Raw genomic sequence first — 17,814 nt, forward strand, 5'->3', positions numbered from 1 at the left:
CCTATCTGCGCACGATGACTGACAGTAGTTTGCTAGATGCCGCCCTAATTCGTGTCGCCCAAGGGCGCGCCACCGCCCGGATCGAGGAAGGACGCGCCAGCATCATCGTCGACGTCAGTGGCCTTGACGACGCCGCGCGGGATGCGCTGGAGGCCGATGTCCGCGCTGCCGCCAGCGATGTTCCCGGAATTTCCAGCGTTCGCGTCGCGTTGACCAGCCAGCGTTCGCGCCGAATCGTGCTGGCGGTGGCGAGCGGGAAGGGCGGGGTGGGGAAATCCACCGTCTCGGCCAATCTCGCCATCGCGCTGGCGCGGTCCGGGCGGCGGGTCGGGCTGGTCGATGCCGATATCTATGGCCCGTCGCAGCCGCGCCTGATGGGCGTTGCCGACGCCAAGCCAACCGCGCGCGACAAAGTGTTGCAGCCGGTGCCGACGCCTTATGGCGTGCCGATGCTGTCGATGGGCATGCTCGTCGCCGCCGACCAGGCAATCGCGTGGCGCGGGCCGATGGCGGCAGGCGCACTGACGCAGATGATGGACGCGAATTGGGGGCCGGCCGATACGCTGGTGCTCGATCTGCCGCCCGGCACGGGCGACGTGCAATTGACGATGATCCAGAAATATCGCCCGAGCGGCGCGGTAATCGTCTCTACTCCGCAGGACTTGGCGCTGATCGATGCACGGCGCGCGATCGACCTGTTCGTCAAGGCTGGCGTGCCGATCGTCGGGCTGATCGAGAATATGGCGGGCTATGTCTGCCCGTCGTGCGGCGAGATTTCCGATCCGTTTGGCACAGGCGGGGCCGAGGCCGCTGCGGTGGAACTGGGCCTGCCGTTTCTCGGGCGCATTCCGCTCGATATTCGTGTGCGCGTGGCCTCCGATGCCGGGCAGCCACCGGCGGCCGGGAACGGTCCCGAAGGCGTTGCGTTCATGGGCGTGGCCGACAAGGTTGGCGATTGGATAAAAGGACAAGGCTGATGCCGCTTACCCAGGATGCCGATTTGCGTATTTTGCTCGAGGAAACCCGTGTGATCGCGCTGGTCGGGGCGTCGGACCGCCCGGACCGCCCGTCCTACCGCGTGATGCGGACCTTGCAGGAGCACGGCTATCGCGTGATTCCGGTCAACCCACAGATCACCGGCGAACATCTGCACGGCGAATTCGTGTTTCGCGACCTGTCGCAGATCGGTGATCCGATCGATCTGGTCGACATCTTCCGCAATTCCGCAGCGGCAGGCGAGGCGGTGGACGCGGCGATTGCGGCGGGCGCAAAGGCGGTGTGGCTGCAATTGGGCGTCATCAACGAGGCCGCAGCGGAACGGGCCGAGGCGGCGGGGCTGAAGGTCGTAATGGACCGTTGTCCCGCGATCGAACTGCCGCGTCTCGGGATCGCGCCGATCGCCTGAAATTCGCCACGATTGCGGCGCAACTTGCAGATGATGCTGTTGCTGCTCCTCGCCGCGCAAAGCGCAAGCCCTGCGGCGAGTCCTCCTGCAGCACCGACATCGTTCTCGATTTTGCAGCCAGTGCCCGATGAACCGTGCGTTCGGCGCGGCTCGAAAAACACCGATCCCGACGACATCGTGGTGTGCGGCAAACCGCTGCCATCGCAAGCGCTGCCGTATCCAAATGAGGCGGTGTTGGACGAACCGCGGCCCTCCAACCCCGATTTGCGCGGAACCGGCGCGCTTGCCCTTGAGGCAACGCCGTGCGCCGGGCGCAGCGGCGGCTGCGGAAGCGGCATCGATCTGTTCGGCATGGGCACGGCGGCAGTGCGGCTGGTGCAGAAAGCGGTCGCGCCGGGCAGTTGCTGCGAGGAGCCGGGTGAGGGCACGAATGTATTCCGGCTCGCCAAGGACACGGTTGGCGGGGTGAAGCGCGCCTTTCGCAAGAAGCCCGACAAATCCCGGCGCGTGCCGATCCCGTTGGATGACACGCCGCCTGCGACCTTCGGCAAGGTTACCGGGTAACCACGGCTAGCCGAGAATGTGCATCCAGAGCGGACGGCCGACCAGGCTTTGCGAACCGCGCAGCCGTTCCAGGGCCTGCGCCACGCTGCGCTCCGGGCCTTCATGCGTGACGATGGCGACCAGCACGGATCCATCGGCGTGGACGCCACGCTGCATCAGGCTTTCGATCGAGACGCCGGCATCGCGCATCGCCGCAGCAATTTCCGCGAGCACGCCGACGCGGTCGGCGACGGTGAAGCGGACATAAGCGCGTCCCATCCGGTTGCCGGCATCGGCGGGGCCCTGCGCCAACAGGGCGTCGGCAGGCATGGCGAAAGCGGGGCCGAATTCGCCGCGCGCAATGTCGATCAGATCCGCGACCACGGCGGACGCGGTCGGCCCGTCGCCGGCACCGGCCCCCTGGAACAGCAAGCGCCCGACGAAATTGCCTTCCGCCACCACGGCGTTGGTCGCGCCGATCACATGCGCAAGCGGGTGGCTGACGGGCACGAGATGCGGATGGACGCGCTGGAACAGCCCGTTCGGGCCGGACTCGGCCAGCCCGATCAAGCGCACGCGGTAGCCGAGCGAGGCCGCCTCGGCGATGTCGGCGGCGAGCACGTCACGAATGCCGCTGGCCGCGACGTCGGCAAAGGCGGGCTGCGTACCGAAAGCGAGGCTGGCGAGCAGCGAAACCTTGTGCGCGGCATCGACGCCATCGATGTCGAAGCTTGGGTCGGATTCGGCAAAGCCAAGCGCCTGTGCCTCGGCCAGCACGTCGGCGAAATCGCGGCCTTCGGCTTCCATCTTGGACAGGATGAAATTGCAGGTGCCGTTAAGGATGCCGTAGACGCGCTCGATCTCATTGGCGGCAGCGCCCTCGCGCAGCCCCTTGATGACGGGCACGCCGCCGGCGACGGCAGCTTCGAACTTCAAGGCGACGTTCGCTCCTTCGGCGGCGCGCGCCAGCTCCAGCCCGTGATGCGCCAGCATCGCCTTGTTGGCGGTGACGAAGCTCTTGCCCGCGCCCAACGTGGCACGCGCCAGCGTAAGCGCGGGGCCGTCCGACCCGCCGACCAATTCCACCACGACATCGACATCGGCATGGGCGAGCGCAGTGGTATCGTCGACCCAGGCGAAGCGACCGATATCCACGCCACGATCCTTGCTCCGATCGCGCGCCGACACCGCGACGATTTCGATCGGCCGCCCGGCGCGCCGCGCGATCAGCGCGCCATTGGTGTCGAGCAAGCGGATCACGCCTGCGCCGACCGTGCCGAGACCGGCAAGCGCGATGCGGAGGGGTTTGGTCATGGGTTCGACTTCCTGCCTTATACTGCGCGGCGGCTCATGCGGCACGATCGACCCTGAAACAAGATCGCACTTATTTTGGGGGCGTGATCACGACTAGAGTGCAGCCCTTGCTGCAATCCGGCATTGTGTACGCGACGTGAACGAGAATCGCGGCACTCCAGCTTATGATCGTAGTGCCAAACAGCCGCACAGCTGTGTCGAAGTGTCGGCGTTGGAAGGCGATCCACTGTGCTAAGCCGCTGACTGCGGCAACAATTAACAAGATCGAGACCGGCAACGGCAAAGCCAAAAATTGGGCCGGACGGGTCAATGCAGACAGCGCCGTAAGCCCGGCCAGCACCGTCCCGAGCGCACCGATCGCCAATTGCAGGTATCGTCCCGCCCGGATCACCTCAGGCCTTCACCAACCCGATTTCGACCAACCGCTCATGCAGATAATCGTGCGCGGTGATCGGGGTGGGATAGCGGTTGGGGTTTTCCGCAGAGATCGTCGAGGGCAGCGTCTCGATCAGGAAATCGGGAGCCGGGTGTAGGAAGAACGGCATCGAATACCGCGAATGGCCGCGGCGTTCGGGGGCCGGATTGACGACGCGGTGCGTGGTCGAGGGCAAAACGTGGTTGGTCAGGCGCTGGAGCATGTCGCCGACATTGACGACCATCGCGCCTTCGGGCGGCCTGATCGCCAGCCACGCGCCATTTTTGTCGAGCAGTTCGAGCCCGGCCTCCTCGGCCCCGAGCAGCAGGGTGATGAGGTTGATGTCCTCATGCGCCCCGGCGCGGACCTCCGGGGCGTCGGCGGGGACGGGGGGGTAATGCAGCAGACGCAGCACCGAATTGCCGTCCTTTACGGCATGATCGAACCAGTCGGGGCTCAAACCCAAATGGCGCGCAATCGCCGAGAGCAAGCGATCGCCCGCGGTATTGAAGGCCGCGAACAGTTCGATAAAGGTCTCGCGGAAGCCCTCGGGCTGGTCGGGCCAGATGTTGGGGGACATTTGCGCCTCGAAGCGGTGGCCCTTGGCCAGCTCGCGACCGATATGCCAGAATTCCTTCAGGTCGACATGGCTCGCGCCCTTGGCGATCTCGGTCTTGAACGGCGTGTAGCCGCGCGCGCCGCCGCCGCCTGCGACGAAATAGGCGCGTTTCGTGTCCTCGGGCAGCGCGAAGAAGGCCTCGGTCATCGCCCATGCCTGCGCGATCAGATCGGCGGGAACGCCATGATCTGCGACGACGGCAAAGCCAAATCGCTCGAACGACCCGCCGAGCGCGGCCGCAAAGGCGACTGGATCGGCGGCTTCGTCGTTGAGCGAAAGCGCTGGGACTTGCGCGGTTGTGGGAGCAGTCGGCGTATCGAGCATGATCGGGCGTCCGTCAGGGTAAAGCAACCCGATAAACCGGATTCGCCCGCACGTCATCCATAGACCGCCACCCCCTGCTCAACCGATGGTGATGACGCCCTTCGCCATATCGCTGCCGTTGGGCACCAGGTCGAGCGCGAAAGGCTCACCTTCATTGGTCTTGTCGGTGAGACCATTGCCCTCTGCGGTCAGCGTGAATCCGGCGGAGGTCAGTTTGGTCTTGAACCAGTCCCGGACCGCAGCGGGGGAAGCGGGGCTGGTAAAGGCAACACGGACGTGCCCGTCCTCTTCGGCATCGGGCTTGTTCTTGGCGGTGATGTTCACGCTGCCGATCGTCGAACCCGGATACAGATGGACGCCGTTCATATCGAAATTGTTCGCGTCCAACTTCACGTTGGGGAGTGTTACTTTGCCCTTGAAAAACGGCGTGTCGATCGACGCTTCGCCATTGCCGTCGAAACCGGCGAGCACCGAGCCGTCGCCATTGGAGGTGTTGATCGAAATCGAGGTGCCGTCCTTGTCCGCCCCACATGCGGCAAGGGGGAGCAGCGCAACCGCGCAGACCAGGGAACGGAGCATGGCGGACCTCATGTGTATCATAGTATTAATACACTAACGGTCCGCCACGCCGTTCGTCAAGAGCTCAGTGCGTCAGCGCGGCGGGCACGGTGCCGCCGGACTCGGCGAGCTTGACCATGACCTGCTGGTGCAACCAGATGTTCATCGTCGCGCTGTCCTCGGTATCGCCGGTGAAGCCGAGTTCGTGCGCGAGGGCGAGACGGTTTTCATGGCTCGGGTCGAGATCGAGCACTTTCATCAGGTCGACGATCGACTCGCGCCAGTTGAGCTCCTGCCCCTTGGCCTCGGCTTTGGCGGTGAGGATCGCTTCGACATCAACCGGTGCGGTGGTGGCAGCCGGGGTGGTTTCTGCGGGCGGGTTGCCCGGGTCGGACGGCGTGTTCATCTGCGGCATCGCCGAAGTGGAGGGAACGGCTTCGACCGGGGCGGCCTTCTGGCCCCAGATTGCATCCTTGATCATGCTGAAAATGCCCATCGCCATGCTCCGAGTGGTGGAGCCACGAAAGTGCCGCAACGGTGCTACGGTTCCATGACGCGCGATAGATTCAAGCTGGAGTGCGGATGAATTGATGGGTGACCTGCGCGGCGGGCTCGGGCATTGGGAACGGCATGCCTGTTTCTACCGACACCTCTGTGCAGGACTCGCCGCCAATTCGCCTGGTGGAGTTCGTGCCTCTGATCGCGGCGCTCATTTCGCTCGGCGCGCTCGGGATCGATACGATGTTGCCGGCCTTGCCGGATATCGCACGTCGGCTGGGGGTGGATGCGATTGTCGACGGCCCGTTGATTTTGACGGTGTTCGTGGTTGGGCTGGGGATCGGGCAATTGATCCACGGGCCGCTGACCGATCGTTTCGGGCGTCGGCCGGTGCTGATCGCGGGCCTGATCGGGTACATTGTGTGCAATCTGCTGGCCGGGCTTGCTAACAGTTTCGCGCTTTTGCTGGCGATGCGATTCATTAGCGGATTGGCGATCGCTGCCAGCCGCGTCGTGACCATAGCGGTGATCCGGGACTGTTTTTCGGGCCGCGCAATGGCGCAGGTGACCAGCCTGGCGTTTATGGTGTTCATGGCGGTGCCGATCGTGGCTCCGAGCATCGGCCAGGCGATTTTGCTGCTGGGGTCGTGGCGGTTGATTTTTGAGATGATCGCGGCGGCCGCGTTGTTGTGCCTGGTCTGGTTCGTCCTTCGTATGCCCGAAACCCTGCGCCCGGAAAACCGTGCGCCGCTGTCGCTCCGCAGCACGCTGTCGGGCTGGCGGCACACGCTGCGCGATCGCTATTCGCTGGGTTATATGATTGCGGCGCTGATCTGCCAGGGCGCGATTTTCGGGTATCTCAGCTCGATTCAACCGATCATGGAGCATGTCTTTCATCGTCCCGCGCTGCTCGGCAGCGTGTTTGCCGCTTCGGCGGGTACGATGGCGGTCGCGAACCTGCTGAATTCGCGGATCGTGATTCATTTGGGAATGCGCCGTATTTCGCAGGTTGCGCTGGTGGTGATGATCGCCTCGTCCGGTACCGGCTTGGCGGTCGGCCATCTTGGGGACGAACCGCTGCTCGTGTTCGTGGTCGTGCAGGCGATCACGATGGCGTGTTTTGGCCTTGCCACGTCCAACATGTCGGCGATGGCGATGGAAAATATGGGAGAGATTGCGGGGATCGCGTCGAGCGTGCAGGGCTTTTTCGGCATCACGCTCGGCGGGGTGATCGGCTGGGCGATTGGCCGCAGCTTCGACGGCACGACCGCGCCGATGCATTTGGGTTTCCTCATCGCCGGCGTGGCGGGGCTTGGCATCGCGGCGATCGTGGAACGTGGGCGGTTGTTTCGTCCCAGCTGAGCAAATTTCGGCGCAATGCGGAACCGAACGAGGGTTGCACGGTTCGAAGTTTGGAATGATCCTACATCGTGTGGGCTGTCGGGAGAGACGCAATGAGCATGGGTGGACACCGCGTGCCGGGGGAAGGCACCGGCGACGACGGATATGACGAAGAAGGCTATGACGAGAGCCAGCGCGCTGAAATCCTGGAGGTAACGCGCGACGGCCCCAGCGATGGCAATCTGCTGACCGACCTCAACCCCGACATCGCGTCCGAAAATGACGACGATGACGACGATGATCTCGACATGGAAGACGATGATCTCGGCGAGGAAGATGACGATCTGGACACCGAAAAGGATCCAGACGAGGACGAGGAAGACGAAGACGACGTTCAGGACGAACTCGACGACGATACGGTCGATGAGGACGAATTGAGCGACCGCGACGACGCAGCCCTGCGTCCCTGATCGTAAAATAGGGGTGGCCGACGGGTGTCGGCCGCTTTTTTTTGACCGCCGCAAATGCGCTGCGATGGCTGGTTGGCGGCCACGTCGCGTCCGGGCGCTAGCCTTATTGTCCCTCCGATTCCTTGTGTGAGACGTGGTGATGTCGCGTATTGTTCTGGCTCCGTGGCCGCTGTTTTTCCTCGTTGCCTGCACCGCGCAGCCTGCGCGCGATCCTGCGGTGAATACCGAAGCGGCGAAACAACGGGAACCGGTGGCGGTCGATGCCCATTCCGGAGACGCAGGCGGTGCGCGCAATTCAGTCGCCAGCAATGAGGAGGCTTCGGTGCCGCCCGACGCATTGCAACCGCCTGCACCGGGCACGCCGGGCGGATTGCCGGACGATCGCACCCCGATTGCGGAGACACCGTTCGCGCCCGACAGTGCGCAAGGCGCGGCAAATGTCGTACAAACCTATTACGCGTTGATCGGGGAAGCGAAATATCGCGAGGCCTTCGCGCTTCGCATCCCCGGCTCGGGCGCTGCCGGAAGCGCAGGACCGTTCGCTGCCGATTTTGCGCGTTATAGCGAATATCACGCCAATATCGGCGCGCCCGGGCCAGTGGATGCCGGAGCCGGACAGCGCTATGTCACCGTTCCCGTACAGATTTACGCCCGGCTGAAGCAAAGCCGGAAACCGCTCTATCAGATCGGTACTGTTACGCTGCACCGAACGGCCGATATTGACGGCGCTTCCCCCGAACAACGCCAATGGCGCATCCAGTCGATCGAGGTGAAAGACGCACCGCGTCGTTAAGGGGGCTCAGTCGCCCTTCATGGCGTTGGCCAGAATGGCAAGGTCGGCATTGTCGATGGCGGCACCCGTGGCGTCAGTGGCATTGGCCGTCGCCGCCGTTTCACCATGTCCACCGGAAGGGGCAAAGCCAACTGTGTCGACTGCGGTCCACAGGATGCCGATCGCCCAAAGCAGCGCCGACCAGCGGCTGAGGAAGAGTTTTCGAAACGGCACTGGTGCGAAGTAGCGCGCCGTGATTAACATTCTTCCCTTAGCATGAATGATTCCAGGGAAATTCCTCGTCGGGGCGACGATCGGCGAGATCTGCTGCACGATGGAGCTGTTCGGCAGATTGTTTGGCGGCTTGCGGAGTTAAAGAGGCAGCCAGGCCGTCCGGCCCGTCGAGCAAGACTTCGCCTCGCTCCGCCGCTACACGGATTGGCGTATCGCTCGGTGGTTTCGACATTTAATCTCTCCCGGTGGACAGAACGCGGTGCTGCGGCGCATGTTCCGGGAAAATAGGGGAAACTATGTACACTAGCCTGTTCCTTAAGACTCATCGCCACCCGGTTCTGGACGCCGATGACGTTGCTGCGCTGGAAGGCGCGGTCGGACGGACGGCCAAGTTTTCGGCCAAGCAAATCATCGTTCGTCAGCACACGCCGCTGACCCAATGTACCTTGCTGCTGGAAGGGTTTGTCGAGCGCTACAAGGATACGCCAGAGGGACGGCGGCAAATTCTCGCGATTCACGTGCCAGGCGATTTTGTCGATTTGCACAGCTATCCGCTGAAGCGTCTCGAACACTCGGTTGCCGCCCTCACCGACGTACAGGTCGCATTTTTTCCGCATAGCGCGATTCGGGCGCTAACCGAGCGATCCGCGACACTCACCGAACTGCTGTGGCGCTCGACCCTGATCGACGCCGCGATCAATCGGGAATGGATCGTTTCGATCGGCGCGCGCAGCGCCGTGGTCCGGCTCGCGCACCTGTTTTGCGAGATGTACGTTCGCCTCGAGCGCATCGGGATGACCAACGGCTTCACCTTCGCGCTGCCGTTGACCCAAGTCGACCTGTCCGACGCCACCGGTCTGACCGCCGTTCACGCCAACCGCATGCTCCGTCAGTTGCGGGAGCAGGGACTGGTCAGTTTTCGGCAGGGAACAGTCGATATCCTCGATTGGGACGCCTTGCGGCGCTTCGCCGATTTCGACCCTGCCTATCTGTTCTTCGATTGATGTGCAGGATCAGGCGATCGGTCCACCCGCCAGATAATGCGACTGCGCCGCGTCGGTTGCGTTGATGGCGAGGATGGAGCGCGCATCGCCCGGTGTCAGGGGCTTGCCGTTGCGATCCGCCGCCGCGCCGATCACGCGGTGGAGCAATTCCTGACCCTCTTCCCACCATCCGATCCCGCTCGCGGCGTTCAGATGGCCTTGTGCACCGGCATCGACGAAGTGGCTGCCCCAGCCGACCGCCAGGCTGTGCGCGCGTTCGATCGTGATCCAGGGGTCGTCACGGCTGGCGACGACAATCGACGGGAAGGGCAGCGGGCTGACGGGAGTGGGGCCAAAGGCGGCGAGTTCGGCCTGCGCGTCCGGTCGGTCGACATCGGCGGGGGCGACCAGCAGCGCCCCGGCGACGGGCCAGCCATAAGGCTGCCGGGTCAGCTCGGCCCACCACGCCACGGCGAGACAGCCAAGGCTATGCGCGGCGAGCACGACCGGTGCCTGTGCCGAACGAATCGCCTGGTCGAGCTTGGTAACCCAGGCATTGCGATGCGGTGTGTTCCACATGCCCAGCTCGACCCGAATGGTGTCCGGGCGCGCCTGTTCCCATAAGGTCTGCCAATGCGACGGCCCCGAGCCACCCAGGCCCGGAACGGTCAGAATGGTCGGCTGAACGGGGTCGAAATTCGAGAAGGTACCCATCGATCCTCTCCCAATAAGCCCCGGAACAGCGGGCGGAGAGACGTGGCCACCCGTGCTCTAGGGGGACGCCGCATGGCCACGCCTCCAAGAGGAAAATGTATTCCTACTTAAAAGATAGGCAATAGCGCTGCGCCAGAAAGAACGGCGTGTGCGGTGACCCGAAATGGGGACGACGGCGCGGCGTAAAGCGGGCCAGGGGGAGCGTGATTGCGGGGTTGCCACAGGCCAAGCGACTCGAAGCCCCCTTGCGCATGCGCGCGGCTTCGCGTTGGAAGATCGGCATGTCCAAGACCCGTGCTGACCAACTTCTCGTCGATCGCGGCCTGGCCGAAAGCCGGACGCGCGCGCAGGCGCTGATCATGGCGGGGCTAGTGTTCGCGGGAGACCGCAAGATCGACAAGCCCGGCCAGGCCGTGGCGGATGATGTTGTGCTCGATGTGCGCGGGCGGGATCATCCATGGGTGTCGCGCGGCGGAATCAAGCTGGCGCATGGCCTCGATGCGGTCGGGTGGGATGTCACCGGCGCAGTCGCGATCGATGTCGGCTCCTCGACCGGCGGCTTTACCGACGTCCTGCTCCATCGCGGCGCGACGCGCGTCTATGCGGTCGACAGCGGCACCAACCAATTGGCGTGGAAGCTGCGGCAGGATCCCCGGGTCATTGTCCACGAACAGACCAGCGCGCGCATCTTGACCGACGCGCATATTCCCGAGCCGGTCGACCTGATCGTCTGCGATGCCAGCTTTATCGGCCTCGCCAAGGTGCTGGAGGTGCCGCTACGCTTTGCCAAGCCGGAGGCACGGCTGCTTGCGCTGATCAAACCGCAATTCGAGGCTGGCCGCACCGAGGTGGGCAAGGGCGGGGTTGTGCGCGATCCTGCGGTGCATGCGCGCGTCTGCGCCGAAGTCTCGGCATGGGTGGTCGCGCAGGGTTGGTCCGTTGCGACACTTGTCGAGAGTCCCATCACCGGGCCCGAAGGCAATATCGAATTCCTGATCGCGGCCACCCGATAGGCGATCGGCGTTGGTTGGGTAAAATTTAACCACGCAACCTGGCCGCCGTTCTTCTATAGAAGAGTGGGCAAGGCGACAGTGGAGCGCCTGACAGATTCGCGCGTAACCGGGGACCGTGGCTTGAGAGAGATTGCATCAAGACAACAGTTGCGGCTTGCGTTTTTGCGTTGGGCGGTCGTGACCGTGCCGTTCGTGCTGCTGCTGGGCTTTACCTCGGCGCGATTGGCTCCGGCCGGTTCGGCCAATGCCTGGTACGCCGCGCTTGTTAAACCGGCTATCACGCCGCCGGATTGGGCCTTCCCGGCGGCTTGGTCGGCAATATACGTACTGCTTGGCCTTGCGCTGGCAATGATCATTCACGCCCGCGGATCGCGTATGCGCGGCCCGGCGATCGCGCTGTTTGCTGTTCAACTGGCGGTGAATTTGAGTTGGTCTCCGGTGTTTTTCGGCATGCATCAAGTGACGTTCGCGCTTGGAATCGTCGCGTTGATGTTCCTGCTTGCGCTGGCGATGACGATTGTCTTTGCCCGGATTCGCGGGATGGCCGGTGCTTTGCTGGTGCCGTATCTCGCCTGGCTGGTGTTTGCCTTCTATCTCAATTACCAGATCGTGGACTTGAATCCGGGGGCCGAAACCCTTGCGCCGCCGTCCGCCACCACCCAAATCATCAAGCTCTGAACCCCACGGGATTTTCCGCATGCAATCCGACAACAAGATTTTCGACGACTTCGCCAAGTTTCTGAACGGTGCCGCCGGTACGCTGGCCGGTGTCGGGCGCGAAGCGGAAGCGGGCGCGCGGGCGCGGGCGAAGGAGTGGATCGGCGGCTTGGACTTCGTTTCACGCGACGAATTCGAGGCGGTCAAGGCGATGGCGGCGGCGGCGCGCGACGATGCCGATGCGCTGCGCGCGCGCCTCGATGCCCTCGAAGCGAAAGCGACGGTGGCCCCCAAGGCGGAGGGCTGAGACGATCTTTTCCACAGTTTTTTCGATTGGCTTGCCTGCCCCATTCTTGTGCTGCCCGGCGCGCTGCGTCACGACAGTGTCCAAGGCGAATGATGGAGGCGCACGATGATCCTCGATGAGGCGGATTTCGATCGCGACGATGCAGCGCCGATCGACATGCTGGAAAGCTATTTCGCGGCGCATGGCTGGGACCACGAACGGCAAGACGATGAAGTCATCGCCAAGGTCAAAGGAAGCTGGACGCAATATGAGCTTCGCGCGCTATGGCGCGAGGAAGACAGCGTTATTCAATTCCTGGCCTTTCCCGATGTTCGCGTCGCCGACGACCGGCGTGGTGCGATCTACGAAGCGATCGGGCTGATCAACGAGCAATTGTGGGTCGGGCATTTCGAATTGTGGTCGGCCAGCGGAATCCTGCTGTACCGCCATGCCGCGATGATCGAAGGCGCGACCGAATCGGGCGGCGGCACGATGTCGCTGGGGACGGCGGAGTTGCTGGTCGAAAGTGCGATCGACGAGTGCGAGCGATTCTATCCGGTGTTTCAGTTCGTCCTGTGGGGCGGCAAAACCCCTGCCGAAGCGATGGCTGCAGCCATGACAGAGACGCAGGGCGAGGCCTGAATGGTCGGGCACGACCGTCCGGAGCGGACGGTGACTCGCGTCTGGATGATCGGTTGCGGGAATATGGGCGGGGCGATGCTCCGCCAATGGATTGCCAGTGGGGTTCTGGCACCCGGCAATGTCGATGTGGTCAACCGGGCCGACCGGCTTTTGCCGACAGGCGTCCGGCAGGCGCGGGATGTGCCGAGCGGGCCATTGCCCGATCTCGTGATACTGGCGATGAAGCCGCAGCAATTGGACGACGTCGCGGGGCGCTTTGCGGAGCGCTTGCGGGGCGTGCCGGCGTTGATCTCGATTTTGGCGGGCGTGGAAGAGCAAGCGTTGGCCGAGCGGTTTCAGGCCCGGGCGATCGTTCGGGCGATGCCCAATCTGCCGGTCGGGATCGGCAAGGGCGTGGTGGCGCTCGACAGCAGTAGTGCCGATCCGGCGCTGCGCGGCGCGATTACGACGTTGATGGCGGCGCTCGGGCTGGTCGAATGGGTCGATCCAGCGCATTTTGACGCGGTCACCGCGCTGGCCGGGTGCGGACCGGCGTTCCTATACCGCTTTATCGATGCGCTCGCGGCGGCGGGCGTCGCGCAGGGATTGCCAGAGGATCAGGCGAACCGGCTGGCGCTCGCCACGGTTGAGGGATCGGCGCTGCTGGCCGCTGCGGCGGATGTTCCGCCGGGCACGCTTGCCGATCGTGTCGCCAGCCCAGGCGGATCCACGCGCAAGGGGCTCGACGTGCTCGATCAGGGGGAGGCCCTCGTCGCTTTGCTGCGCGAGACGGTTTCAGCATCCGCTCGGCGCAATGCCGAAATGGCCGCGGCAGCGCGACGCTAGCATGATGCCGCCGGTGTCCGCTTAAAGGCTGTCGCCGGTCAGACCGAGAGGAGCTTCAGCACCTCGTCGGGGGTGATGCCTTCCAGCACCGCCCAAAAACCGCTGACCGCATTTTGTCCGGCGCTGGCATATGCTTGCGCCCACACTTGGCGGACGCATTCGAACAGATCGCCTTCGAGGTCTTTGCCCGCCTGCGACAATCGCAAGAGCCGTTGCCGTCGATCGCGCTCGCCGACTCGTGTTTCGACGAGGTTACGCTCCACCAGCTCGTTGAGAACGCGGCCGAGCGATTGCTTGGTAATGCCAAGCAGCCCGAGAAGCGCGCTGACGGTCAAATCGGGATGGCGCGCGATAAAATACAAAGCGCGGTGGTGCGCCCGGCCCAGTCCCAACGCGCTCAGCCGCTCCTCGGTGGAGCGCGCAAGCGTGCTCTGCGCGAAGTACATGAGTTCCATGCCACGACGGATTTCGGGTTCGCGCAGGAAAAGCGGCGAGGCGGAGGCGATTGCGGTAGCCATTGTTGACCGCGTTTGCCGCCTCCCGTACAGCCCTTCAACCCCCAAATTGTAACAACTTGTCGCAGGGCTTCGATGCAGCAGAACGCCACTATCGCCCACCGCCCCACAGCCGATGCGCAGACCTTCGCCGTCGAGCCGCATCCGACGCCGACTCTCGCGAACGAACGCACCGGCCTGATCGCCAACCCCGGTTTCGGGCGCGTCTTCACCGATCACATGGTGACGATCCGCTATAACGAGGTTGCGGGTTGGCACGACGCCAAGATCACCCCGCGCGCCGCGTTCCAAATGGATACCGCCTCGGCGGTGCTGCATTATGCGCAGGAAATTTTCGAGGGGCTGAAGGCGTATCGTTTGCCCGATGGTGGTGCCGCGCTGTTCCGCCCTGCGGCAAACGCGGCGCGTTTCCGCAAATCGGCGGAGCGGATGGCGATGGTGCCGCTGCCCGATGAGCTCTTCGTCGAGTCGGTCCGCGCCATCGTGCGGCAAGAGGCCGACTGGATCCCCGATATCGACGGCGGCGCGCTGTATCTGCGCCCGTTCATGATCGCGAGCGAAGTGTTCCTCGGGGTAAAGCCGTCCAGCGAATATCTGTACGCCGTGATCGCGTCTTCGGTCGGTGCCTATTTCAAGGGTGGCGCGCCCGCCGTAACCTTGTGGGTGTCGCAGGACTATACGCGCGCCGCACCCGGCGGCACTGGTGCGGCCAAATGCGGGGGCAATTATGCGGCCAGTCTGATCGCCCAGGCCGAGGCGACTCGGCAGGGGTGCGATCAGGTGCTGTTCCTCGACGCGATCGAGCGGCGCTGGATCGAAGAACTGGGCGGCATGAACATTTTCTTCGTGTTCGACGATGGCAGTATCGCCACTCCACCGCTGACCGGCACGATTCTCCCCGGCATCACCCGCGATTCGCTGCTGACCCTGGCGCGTGACATGGGCCTGAACGTCCGCGAGGAGCCTTACGCGATCGACCAGTGCCGCGCCGATGCGCAAAGCGGCCGTTTGCTGGAAGCGTTTGCCTGCGGAACGGCGGCGGTCGTCACCCCGATCGGCACGATGAAGATGCGCGATGGCGCGTTCGACATTGGCGGCGGTGGCCCTGGGCAAACAACGTTGCGGTTGCGCCAGGCATTGATCGATATTCAGCGCGGACACGCGCCCGATCCGTATGGCTGGCTCGAGCGGGTGATCTGAAAGCGCGAATCCGGGCTTTCCAAGCTTGGATTCGCAGCCTAAAGCACGCCGCTCCCGGATTGGGGCGTCGCCAAGTGGTAAGGCAGCGGCTTTTGATGCCGCCATTCGCAGGTTCGAACCCTGCCGCCCCAGCCAATCTCTTCATCACGATTCTGCATGGGCAGAAAATTAGCGGTCGACAGAAGCGGAGCCGCGCTTGAAAGACGCAGCGACGATGACGATGCTCCGCCTGATCCTGCTCGGCCTGACCGCCGCCACCCTGTCCTGCGGCCCGGCTGACGCGCGAACTCGGCACGCCAAAATCGCCCTAACCTTCGATGACCTGCCGGCGCTGACGATCGCGAAGGACCAGCGTTATGTGAACGGCTTGAACGCCGACATTCTGGAGGGTCTGCGCAAGCACAGGATTCCGGCGACGGGGTTCGTCAACGAATCGAAGCTCAACGAGCTGGATCGACCGCAACAGATCGCCGTTCTGGAGCATTGGCTCGATGCGGGAATGGACCTGGGGAATCACACCTTTTCCCACGAATCGCCAAACCGCCTGGGCGCGGCCGCTTACATTGCCGATATTGCGCGCGGCGAGCCGGTCACGCGTGGGTTGCTTGAAGAACGGCACCGTCGGATTGGCTGGTTTCGCCACCCCTATCTCGAAACCGGCACGCCGGAGGCGGTCAAGCACGAGATCAACACCTGGCTGACCGCGCATGGCTATCGCATCGCGCCGGTCACGATCGATGCCGACGACTGGGAATTTGCCGAGCCCTATGATGCCGCGACCATCGCGCAGGATGCGGCGACGCGGGACCGGATCCGGCAGCTCTATCTCGCCCATACCGCGACGACGATCCGCTGGTATCGCAGCGCAGCGCGTGCGCTGTTCGGGCGCGATATCGCCTATGTCATGCTGCTGCACGCGACCCGGCTGAACGCAGATTCGATCGACGACCTCGCCGCCATCCTTCGGCGCGAGCATCTGCAGCCGGTGACGCTGCCGCAGGCGATGAAGGACCCGGCGTATCGCACCCCCGATCCCTATACCGGCAAGGAGGGGATCGAGTGGATGGAGCGATGGTCGATGGCGCTGCACAAGCCGCTGCCGTGGAGCAGCTTCACCGACGTGCCGAAAGAGATCGAAGCCGCCTATGACCGAGTCGATCATGATCGGTGAGGTTCAATCGTCGGTGACGTCGAATTTCAGGCCCGGATCCTGATCTCAAACACCAGCCCGCGGCCCGCTTCGCCGCGCCGAACGTTCAGTCGCCCGCCATGCGCCCGCGCCACCCGGTCGACAATCGATAGACCGATGCCCGAGCCTTCGATCTGCGACCCGGCACCACGCCAGAGCCGTTCCGTCAGGCGCGCCAGATCCTCCTGCGGCAGCGGCGGACCGTCGTCGCAAACGGTGATGCCAGCGTTCGCGCTGCGGACTTCGATCGCGGTTCCGGGCGGCGTGTGGCGGGTCGCATTGTCGAGCAGATTCTCGAGCGCGAGCGTGAGCGCTTCGCCATACCCATAGACCTGTGCCGGGCCGGGAGCGCGATCGAGCGCAATGCTGCGGCCCGAGGCCAGAATCGCAGGCGCACGATCGGCGACGACCTGTTCCGCCAACCGGTGGAGATCGACGGTCGTGCCACTCGATTCCAACGGTCGCTCAAGCTCTGCCAGCGCCAGCAATTGTGCGATCACGCGCCCGGCGCGATCCACGGCTGCCATCAGCGCCGAGCGCGCCTCCGGGTCGGCAATCGCGTCGGCGCGCAATCGTATGGCAGCGAGAGGCGTACGCAATTCATGCGCGACATCGGCGGCAAAGGCGGTTTGCACCCGGATCGCCGCGGCGAGACGGTCCAGCGCGGCATTGGCGGCCTCGGCCAGGGGCTCTGCCTCCAGCGGGAGCAGACCGCGCGGCAAGCGCGTGTCGAGGGATTGCGGACCGATTTGCGCTGCGGCCAGTGAGACCATGCGCATGCGGTGCGTCAAACGGCGCGCGAGCAGCGCCCCGATCATGGGGACAAGCAATGCAATCGGCAGCGATATCAGCGCGAAACGCGAGAGGAAGTTGCGTACGACATCGTCGGTGACCACCTCCGGGTCGGCATCGTCTTGCGATACGACGATCCAGCCGACCGTGGCGGGCAGGCAGAACGCCTGAATCGCGCCTTTTCGAAAGAAATGCGATGTCTCATCGAGCGGTGCGGCTGCCAGGATCTGCGGCCGTGACGGTCCGTAGGAATTGAGCACCCGGCGATTTCGGCCGATTACGCTGACCGCCATGCCATTGGACAAGACCACGGGCTGCGGGACACCGGTCTCCCCGAACGACGCCGAAAGCGCCGCCTGTCGGCGCAGCAAATTCCGCTGAAAATGGTCGGCGGTCTGGTGCAGCAGGGCAGACGCGCTCCACAGCAACGTGAGCGCGGCGACCAAAGCGATGCCGACATGCAGCGCGATAAACTGCCCGAGCAGCGAGCGCGGCGCGCGCATTC

Annotated in this window: 23 protein-coding genes and 1 tRNA gene; 15 read left to right on the forward strand and 9 right to left on the reverse strand. The window is 64.1% G+C overall.

Going from position 1 to position 17,814, the window contains the following annotated elements; all coding sequences use genetic code 11:
• Window positions 1-14: 14 nt before the first annotated feature.
• The 3 genes from ACP7BL_RS11955 to ACP7BL_RS11965 are packed head-to-tail and all read left to right on the forward strand — an operon-like array spanning window position 15 to window position 1,969.
• Window positions 15-977: a P-loop NTPase gene (locus tag ACP7BL_RS11955; protein WP_426258421.1), complete on the forward strand. Its 963-nt coding sequence runs from the start codon at window positions 15-17 to the stop codon at window positions 975-977.
• Entirely contained in the window at window positions 977-1,405 is a 429-nt protein-coding gene (locus ACP7BL_RS11960; protein WP_033965905.1) for a CoA-binding protein, read from the forward strand. Before ACP7BL_RS11955 ends, ACP7BL_RS11960 begins: the two co-directional genes overlap by 1 nt.
• Before the next feature lie 30 nt (window positions 1,406-1,435).
• Window positions 1,436-1,969 carry a hypothetical protein gene (locus ACP7BL_RS11965; RefSeq protein ID WP_341203702.1) on the forward strand — a complete coding sequence of 178 codons (534 nt, stop codon included), beginning with the start codon at window positions 1,436-1,438 and terminating at the stop codon, window positions 1,967-1,969.
• A 6-nt stretch (window positions 1,970-1,975) separates the two neighbouring features.
• Here the strand turns inward: ACP7BL_RS11965 and ACP7BL_RS11970 are convergent, their stop codons facing one another.
• The 5 genes from ACP7BL_RS11970 to ACP7BL_RS11990 all read right to left on the reverse strand — a co-directional run bounded on the left by ACP7BL_RS11970 (window position 1,976) and on the right by ACP7BL_RS11990 (window position 5,674).
• On the reverse strand, window positions 1,976-3,262 hold the full coding sequence (locus ACP7BL_RS11970) for a homoserine dehydrogenase (RefSeq protein WP_033965920.1): 1,287 nt from the start codon (window positions 3,260-3,262) through the stop codon (window positions 1,976-1,978).
• A 70-nt stretch (window positions 3,263-3,332) separates the two neighbouring features.
• Window positions 3,333-3,626, reverse strand: coding sequence for a hypothetical protein (locus tag ACP7BL_RS11975; protein WP_137903294.1), 294 nt, complete (start codon window positions 3,624-3,626; stop codon window positions 3,333-3,335).
• 28 nt (window positions 3,627-3,654) lie between these two features.
• Window positions 3,655-4,620 carry an isopenicillin N synthase family dioxygenase gene (locus ACP7BL_RS11980; RefSeq protein ID WP_426258422.1) on the reverse strand — a complete coding sequence of 322 codons (966 nt, stop codon included), beginning with the start codon at window positions 4,618-4,620 and terminating at the stop codon, window positions 3,655-3,657.
• Between the two features lie 78 nt (window positions 4,621-4,698).
• A complete protein-coding gene (locus ACP7BL_RS11985; RefSeq protein ID WP_426258423.1) occupies window positions 4,699-5,199 on the reverse strand; it encodes a hypothetical protein in 501 nt (166 codons plus the stop codon).
• Between the two features lie 64 nt (window positions 5,200-5,263).
• Window positions 5,264-5,674: a DUF3597 domain-containing protein gene (locus ACP7BL_RS11990; RefSeq protein WP_033965919.1), complete on the reverse strand. Its 411-nt coding sequence runs from the start codon at window positions 5,672-5,674 to the stop codon at window positions 5,264-5,266.
• A gap of 134 nt (window positions 5,675-5,808) precedes the next feature.
• Here ACP7BL_RS11990 and ACP7BL_RS11995 point away from each other — a divergent pair, with 134 nt between their 5' ends.
• The 3 genes from ACP7BL_RS11995 (at window position 5,809) to ACP7BL_RS12005 (ending at window position 8,280) form a co-directional block, all read left to right on the forward strand.
• Window positions 5,809-7,038 (forward strand): multidrug effflux MFS transporter, encoded by a 1,230-nt coding sequence (locus ACP7BL_RS11995; protein ID WP_126845379.1) that lies wholly within the window; start codon window positions 5,809-5,811, stop codon window positions 7,036-7,038.
• 92 nt (window positions 7,039-7,130) lie between these two features.
• On the forward strand, window positions 7,131-7,487 hold the full coding sequence (locus ACP7BL_RS12000; RefSeq protein WP_171010612.1) for a DNA primase: 357 nt from the start codon (window positions 7,131-7,133) through the stop codon (window positions 7,485-7,487).
• 139 nt (window positions 7,488-7,626) lie between these two features.
• Window positions 7,627-8,280: a hypothetical protein gene (locus ACP7BL_RS12005; RefSeq protein ID WP_052192425.1), complete on the forward strand. Its 654-nt coding sequence runs from the start codon at window positions 7,627-7,629 to the stop codon at window positions 8,278-8,280.
• Window positions 8,281-8,286: 6 nt separating this feature from the next.
• Here ACP7BL_RS12005 and ACP7BL_RS12010 read toward each other — a convergent pair whose 3' ends face one another.
• Complete coding sequence (locus ACP7BL_RS12010; protein ID WP_231565223.1) at window positions 8,287-8,592, reverse strand: hypothetical protein; 306 nt, start codon at window positions 8,590-8,592, stop codon at window positions 8,287-8,289.
• Between the two features lie 197 nt (window positions 8,593-8,789).
• Between ACP7BL_RS12010 and ACP7BL_RS12015 the strand changes: the two genes are divergently transcribed.
• Window positions 8,790-9,497, forward strand: coding sequence for a Crp/Fnr family transcriptional regulator (locus ACP7BL_RS12015; protein WP_033965900.1), 708 nt, complete (start codon window positions 8,790-8,792; stop codon window positions 9,495-9,497).
• Between the two features lie 9 nt (window positions 9,498-9,506).
• Here the strand turns inward: ACP7BL_RS12015 and ACP7BL_RS12020 are convergent, their stop codons facing one another.
• The gene (locus ACP7BL_RS12020) at window positions 9,507-10,190 is read right to left on the reverse strand and encodes an RBBP9/YdeN family alpha/beta hydrolase (protein ID WP_126845381.1); all 684 of its coding nucleotides are present in this window, start codon (window positions 10,188-10,190) and stop codon (window positions 9,507-9,509) included.
• Window positions 10,191-10,471: 281 nt separating this feature from the next.
• Here ACP7BL_RS12020 and ACP7BL_RS12025 point away from each other — a divergent pair, with 281 nt between their 5' ends.
• From ACP7BL_RS12025 to proC, 5 genes are all read left to right on the forward strand, one after another.
• A complete protein-coding gene (locus ACP7BL_RS12025) occupies window positions 10,472-11,203 on the forward strand; it encodes a TlyA family RNA methyltransferase (RefSeq protein WP_033965914.1) in 732 nt (243 codons plus the stop codon).
• 120 nt (window positions 11,204-11,323) lie between these two features.
• On the forward strand, window positions 11,324-11,881 hold the full coding sequence (locus ACP7BL_RS12030; RefSeq protein WP_033965913.1) for a TspO/MBR family protein: 558 nt from the start codon (window positions 11,324-11,326) through the stop codon (window positions 11,879-11,881).
• 19 nt (window positions 11,882-11,900) lie between these two features.
• A complete protein-coding gene (locus ACP7BL_RS12035) occupies window positions 11,901-12,167 on the forward strand; it encodes an accessory factor UbiK family protein (protein WP_033965896.1) in 267 nt (88 codons plus the stop codon).
• 105 nt (window positions 12,168-12,272) lie between these two features.
• Window positions 12,273-12,788 carry a YbjN domain-containing protein gene (locus ACP7BL_RS12040; RefSeq protein ID WP_033965895.1) on the forward strand — a complete coding sequence of 172 codons (516 nt, stop codon included), beginning with the start codon at window positions 12,273-12,275 and terminating at the stop codon, window positions 12,786-12,788.
• 45 nt (window positions 12,789-12,833) lie between these two features.
• Window positions 12,834-13,613, forward strand: coding sequence for a pyrroline-5-carboxylate reductase (gene proC, locus ACP7BL_RS12045; protein WP_426258454.1), 780 nt, complete (start codon window positions 12,834-12,836; stop codon window positions 13,611-13,613).
• Window positions 13,614-13,651: 38 nt separating this feature from the next.
• Here the strand turns inward: proC and ACP7BL_RS12050 are convergent, their stop codons facing one another.
• Window positions 13,652-14,131, reverse strand: a complete 480-nt coding sequence (locus ACP7BL_RS12050; RefSeq protein ID WP_033965894.1) for a MarR family transcriptional regulator — start codon at window positions 14,129-14,131, stop codon at window positions 13,652-13,654.
• 72 nt (window positions 14,132-14,203) lie between these two features.
• On the opposite strand from ACP7BL_RS12050, the gene ACP7BL_RS12055 reads away from it, so the two are divergent.
• The 3 genes from ACP7BL_RS12055 (at window position 14,204) to ACP7BL_RS12065 (ending at window position 16,499) form a co-directional block, all read left to right on the forward strand.
• Window positions 14,204-15,328: a branched-chain amino acid aminotransferase gene (locus tag ACP7BL_RS12055; protein WP_033965893.1), complete on the forward strand. Its 1,125-nt coding sequence runs from the start codon at window positions 14,204-14,206 to the stop codon at window positions 15,326-15,328.
• 60 nt (window positions 15,329-15,388) lie between these two features.
• A tRNA-Gln gene (locus tag ACP7BL_RS12060) sits at window positions 15,389-15,463 on the forward strand.
• 61 nt (window positions 15,464-15,524) lie between these two features.
• On the forward strand, window positions 15,525-16,499 hold the full coding sequence (locus ACP7BL_RS12065; RefSeq protein WP_426258424.1) for a polysaccharide deacetylase family protein: 975 nt from the start codon (window positions 15,525-15,527) through the stop codon (window positions 16,497-16,499).
• A 26-nt stretch (window positions 16,500-16,525) separates the two neighbouring features.
• Here ACP7BL_RS12065 and ACP7BL_RS12070 read toward each other — a convergent pair whose 3' ends face one another.
• Window positions 16,526-17,812 (reverse strand): sensor histidine kinase, encoded by a 1,287-nt coding sequence (locus tag ACP7BL_RS12070; RefSeq protein ID WP_426258425.1) that lies wholly within the window; start codon window positions 17,810-17,812, stop codon window positions 16,526-16,528.
• Between the last annotated feature and the right edge of the window lie 2 nt (window positions 17,813-17,814).

The sequence above is a fragment of the Sphingomonas sp. DC1600-2 genome, from assembly GCF_049897605.1.
In the GTDB taxonomy this organism is placed as follows: domain Bacteria; phylum Pseudomonadota; class Alphaproteobacteria; order Sphingomonadales; family Sphingomonadaceae; genus Sphingomonas.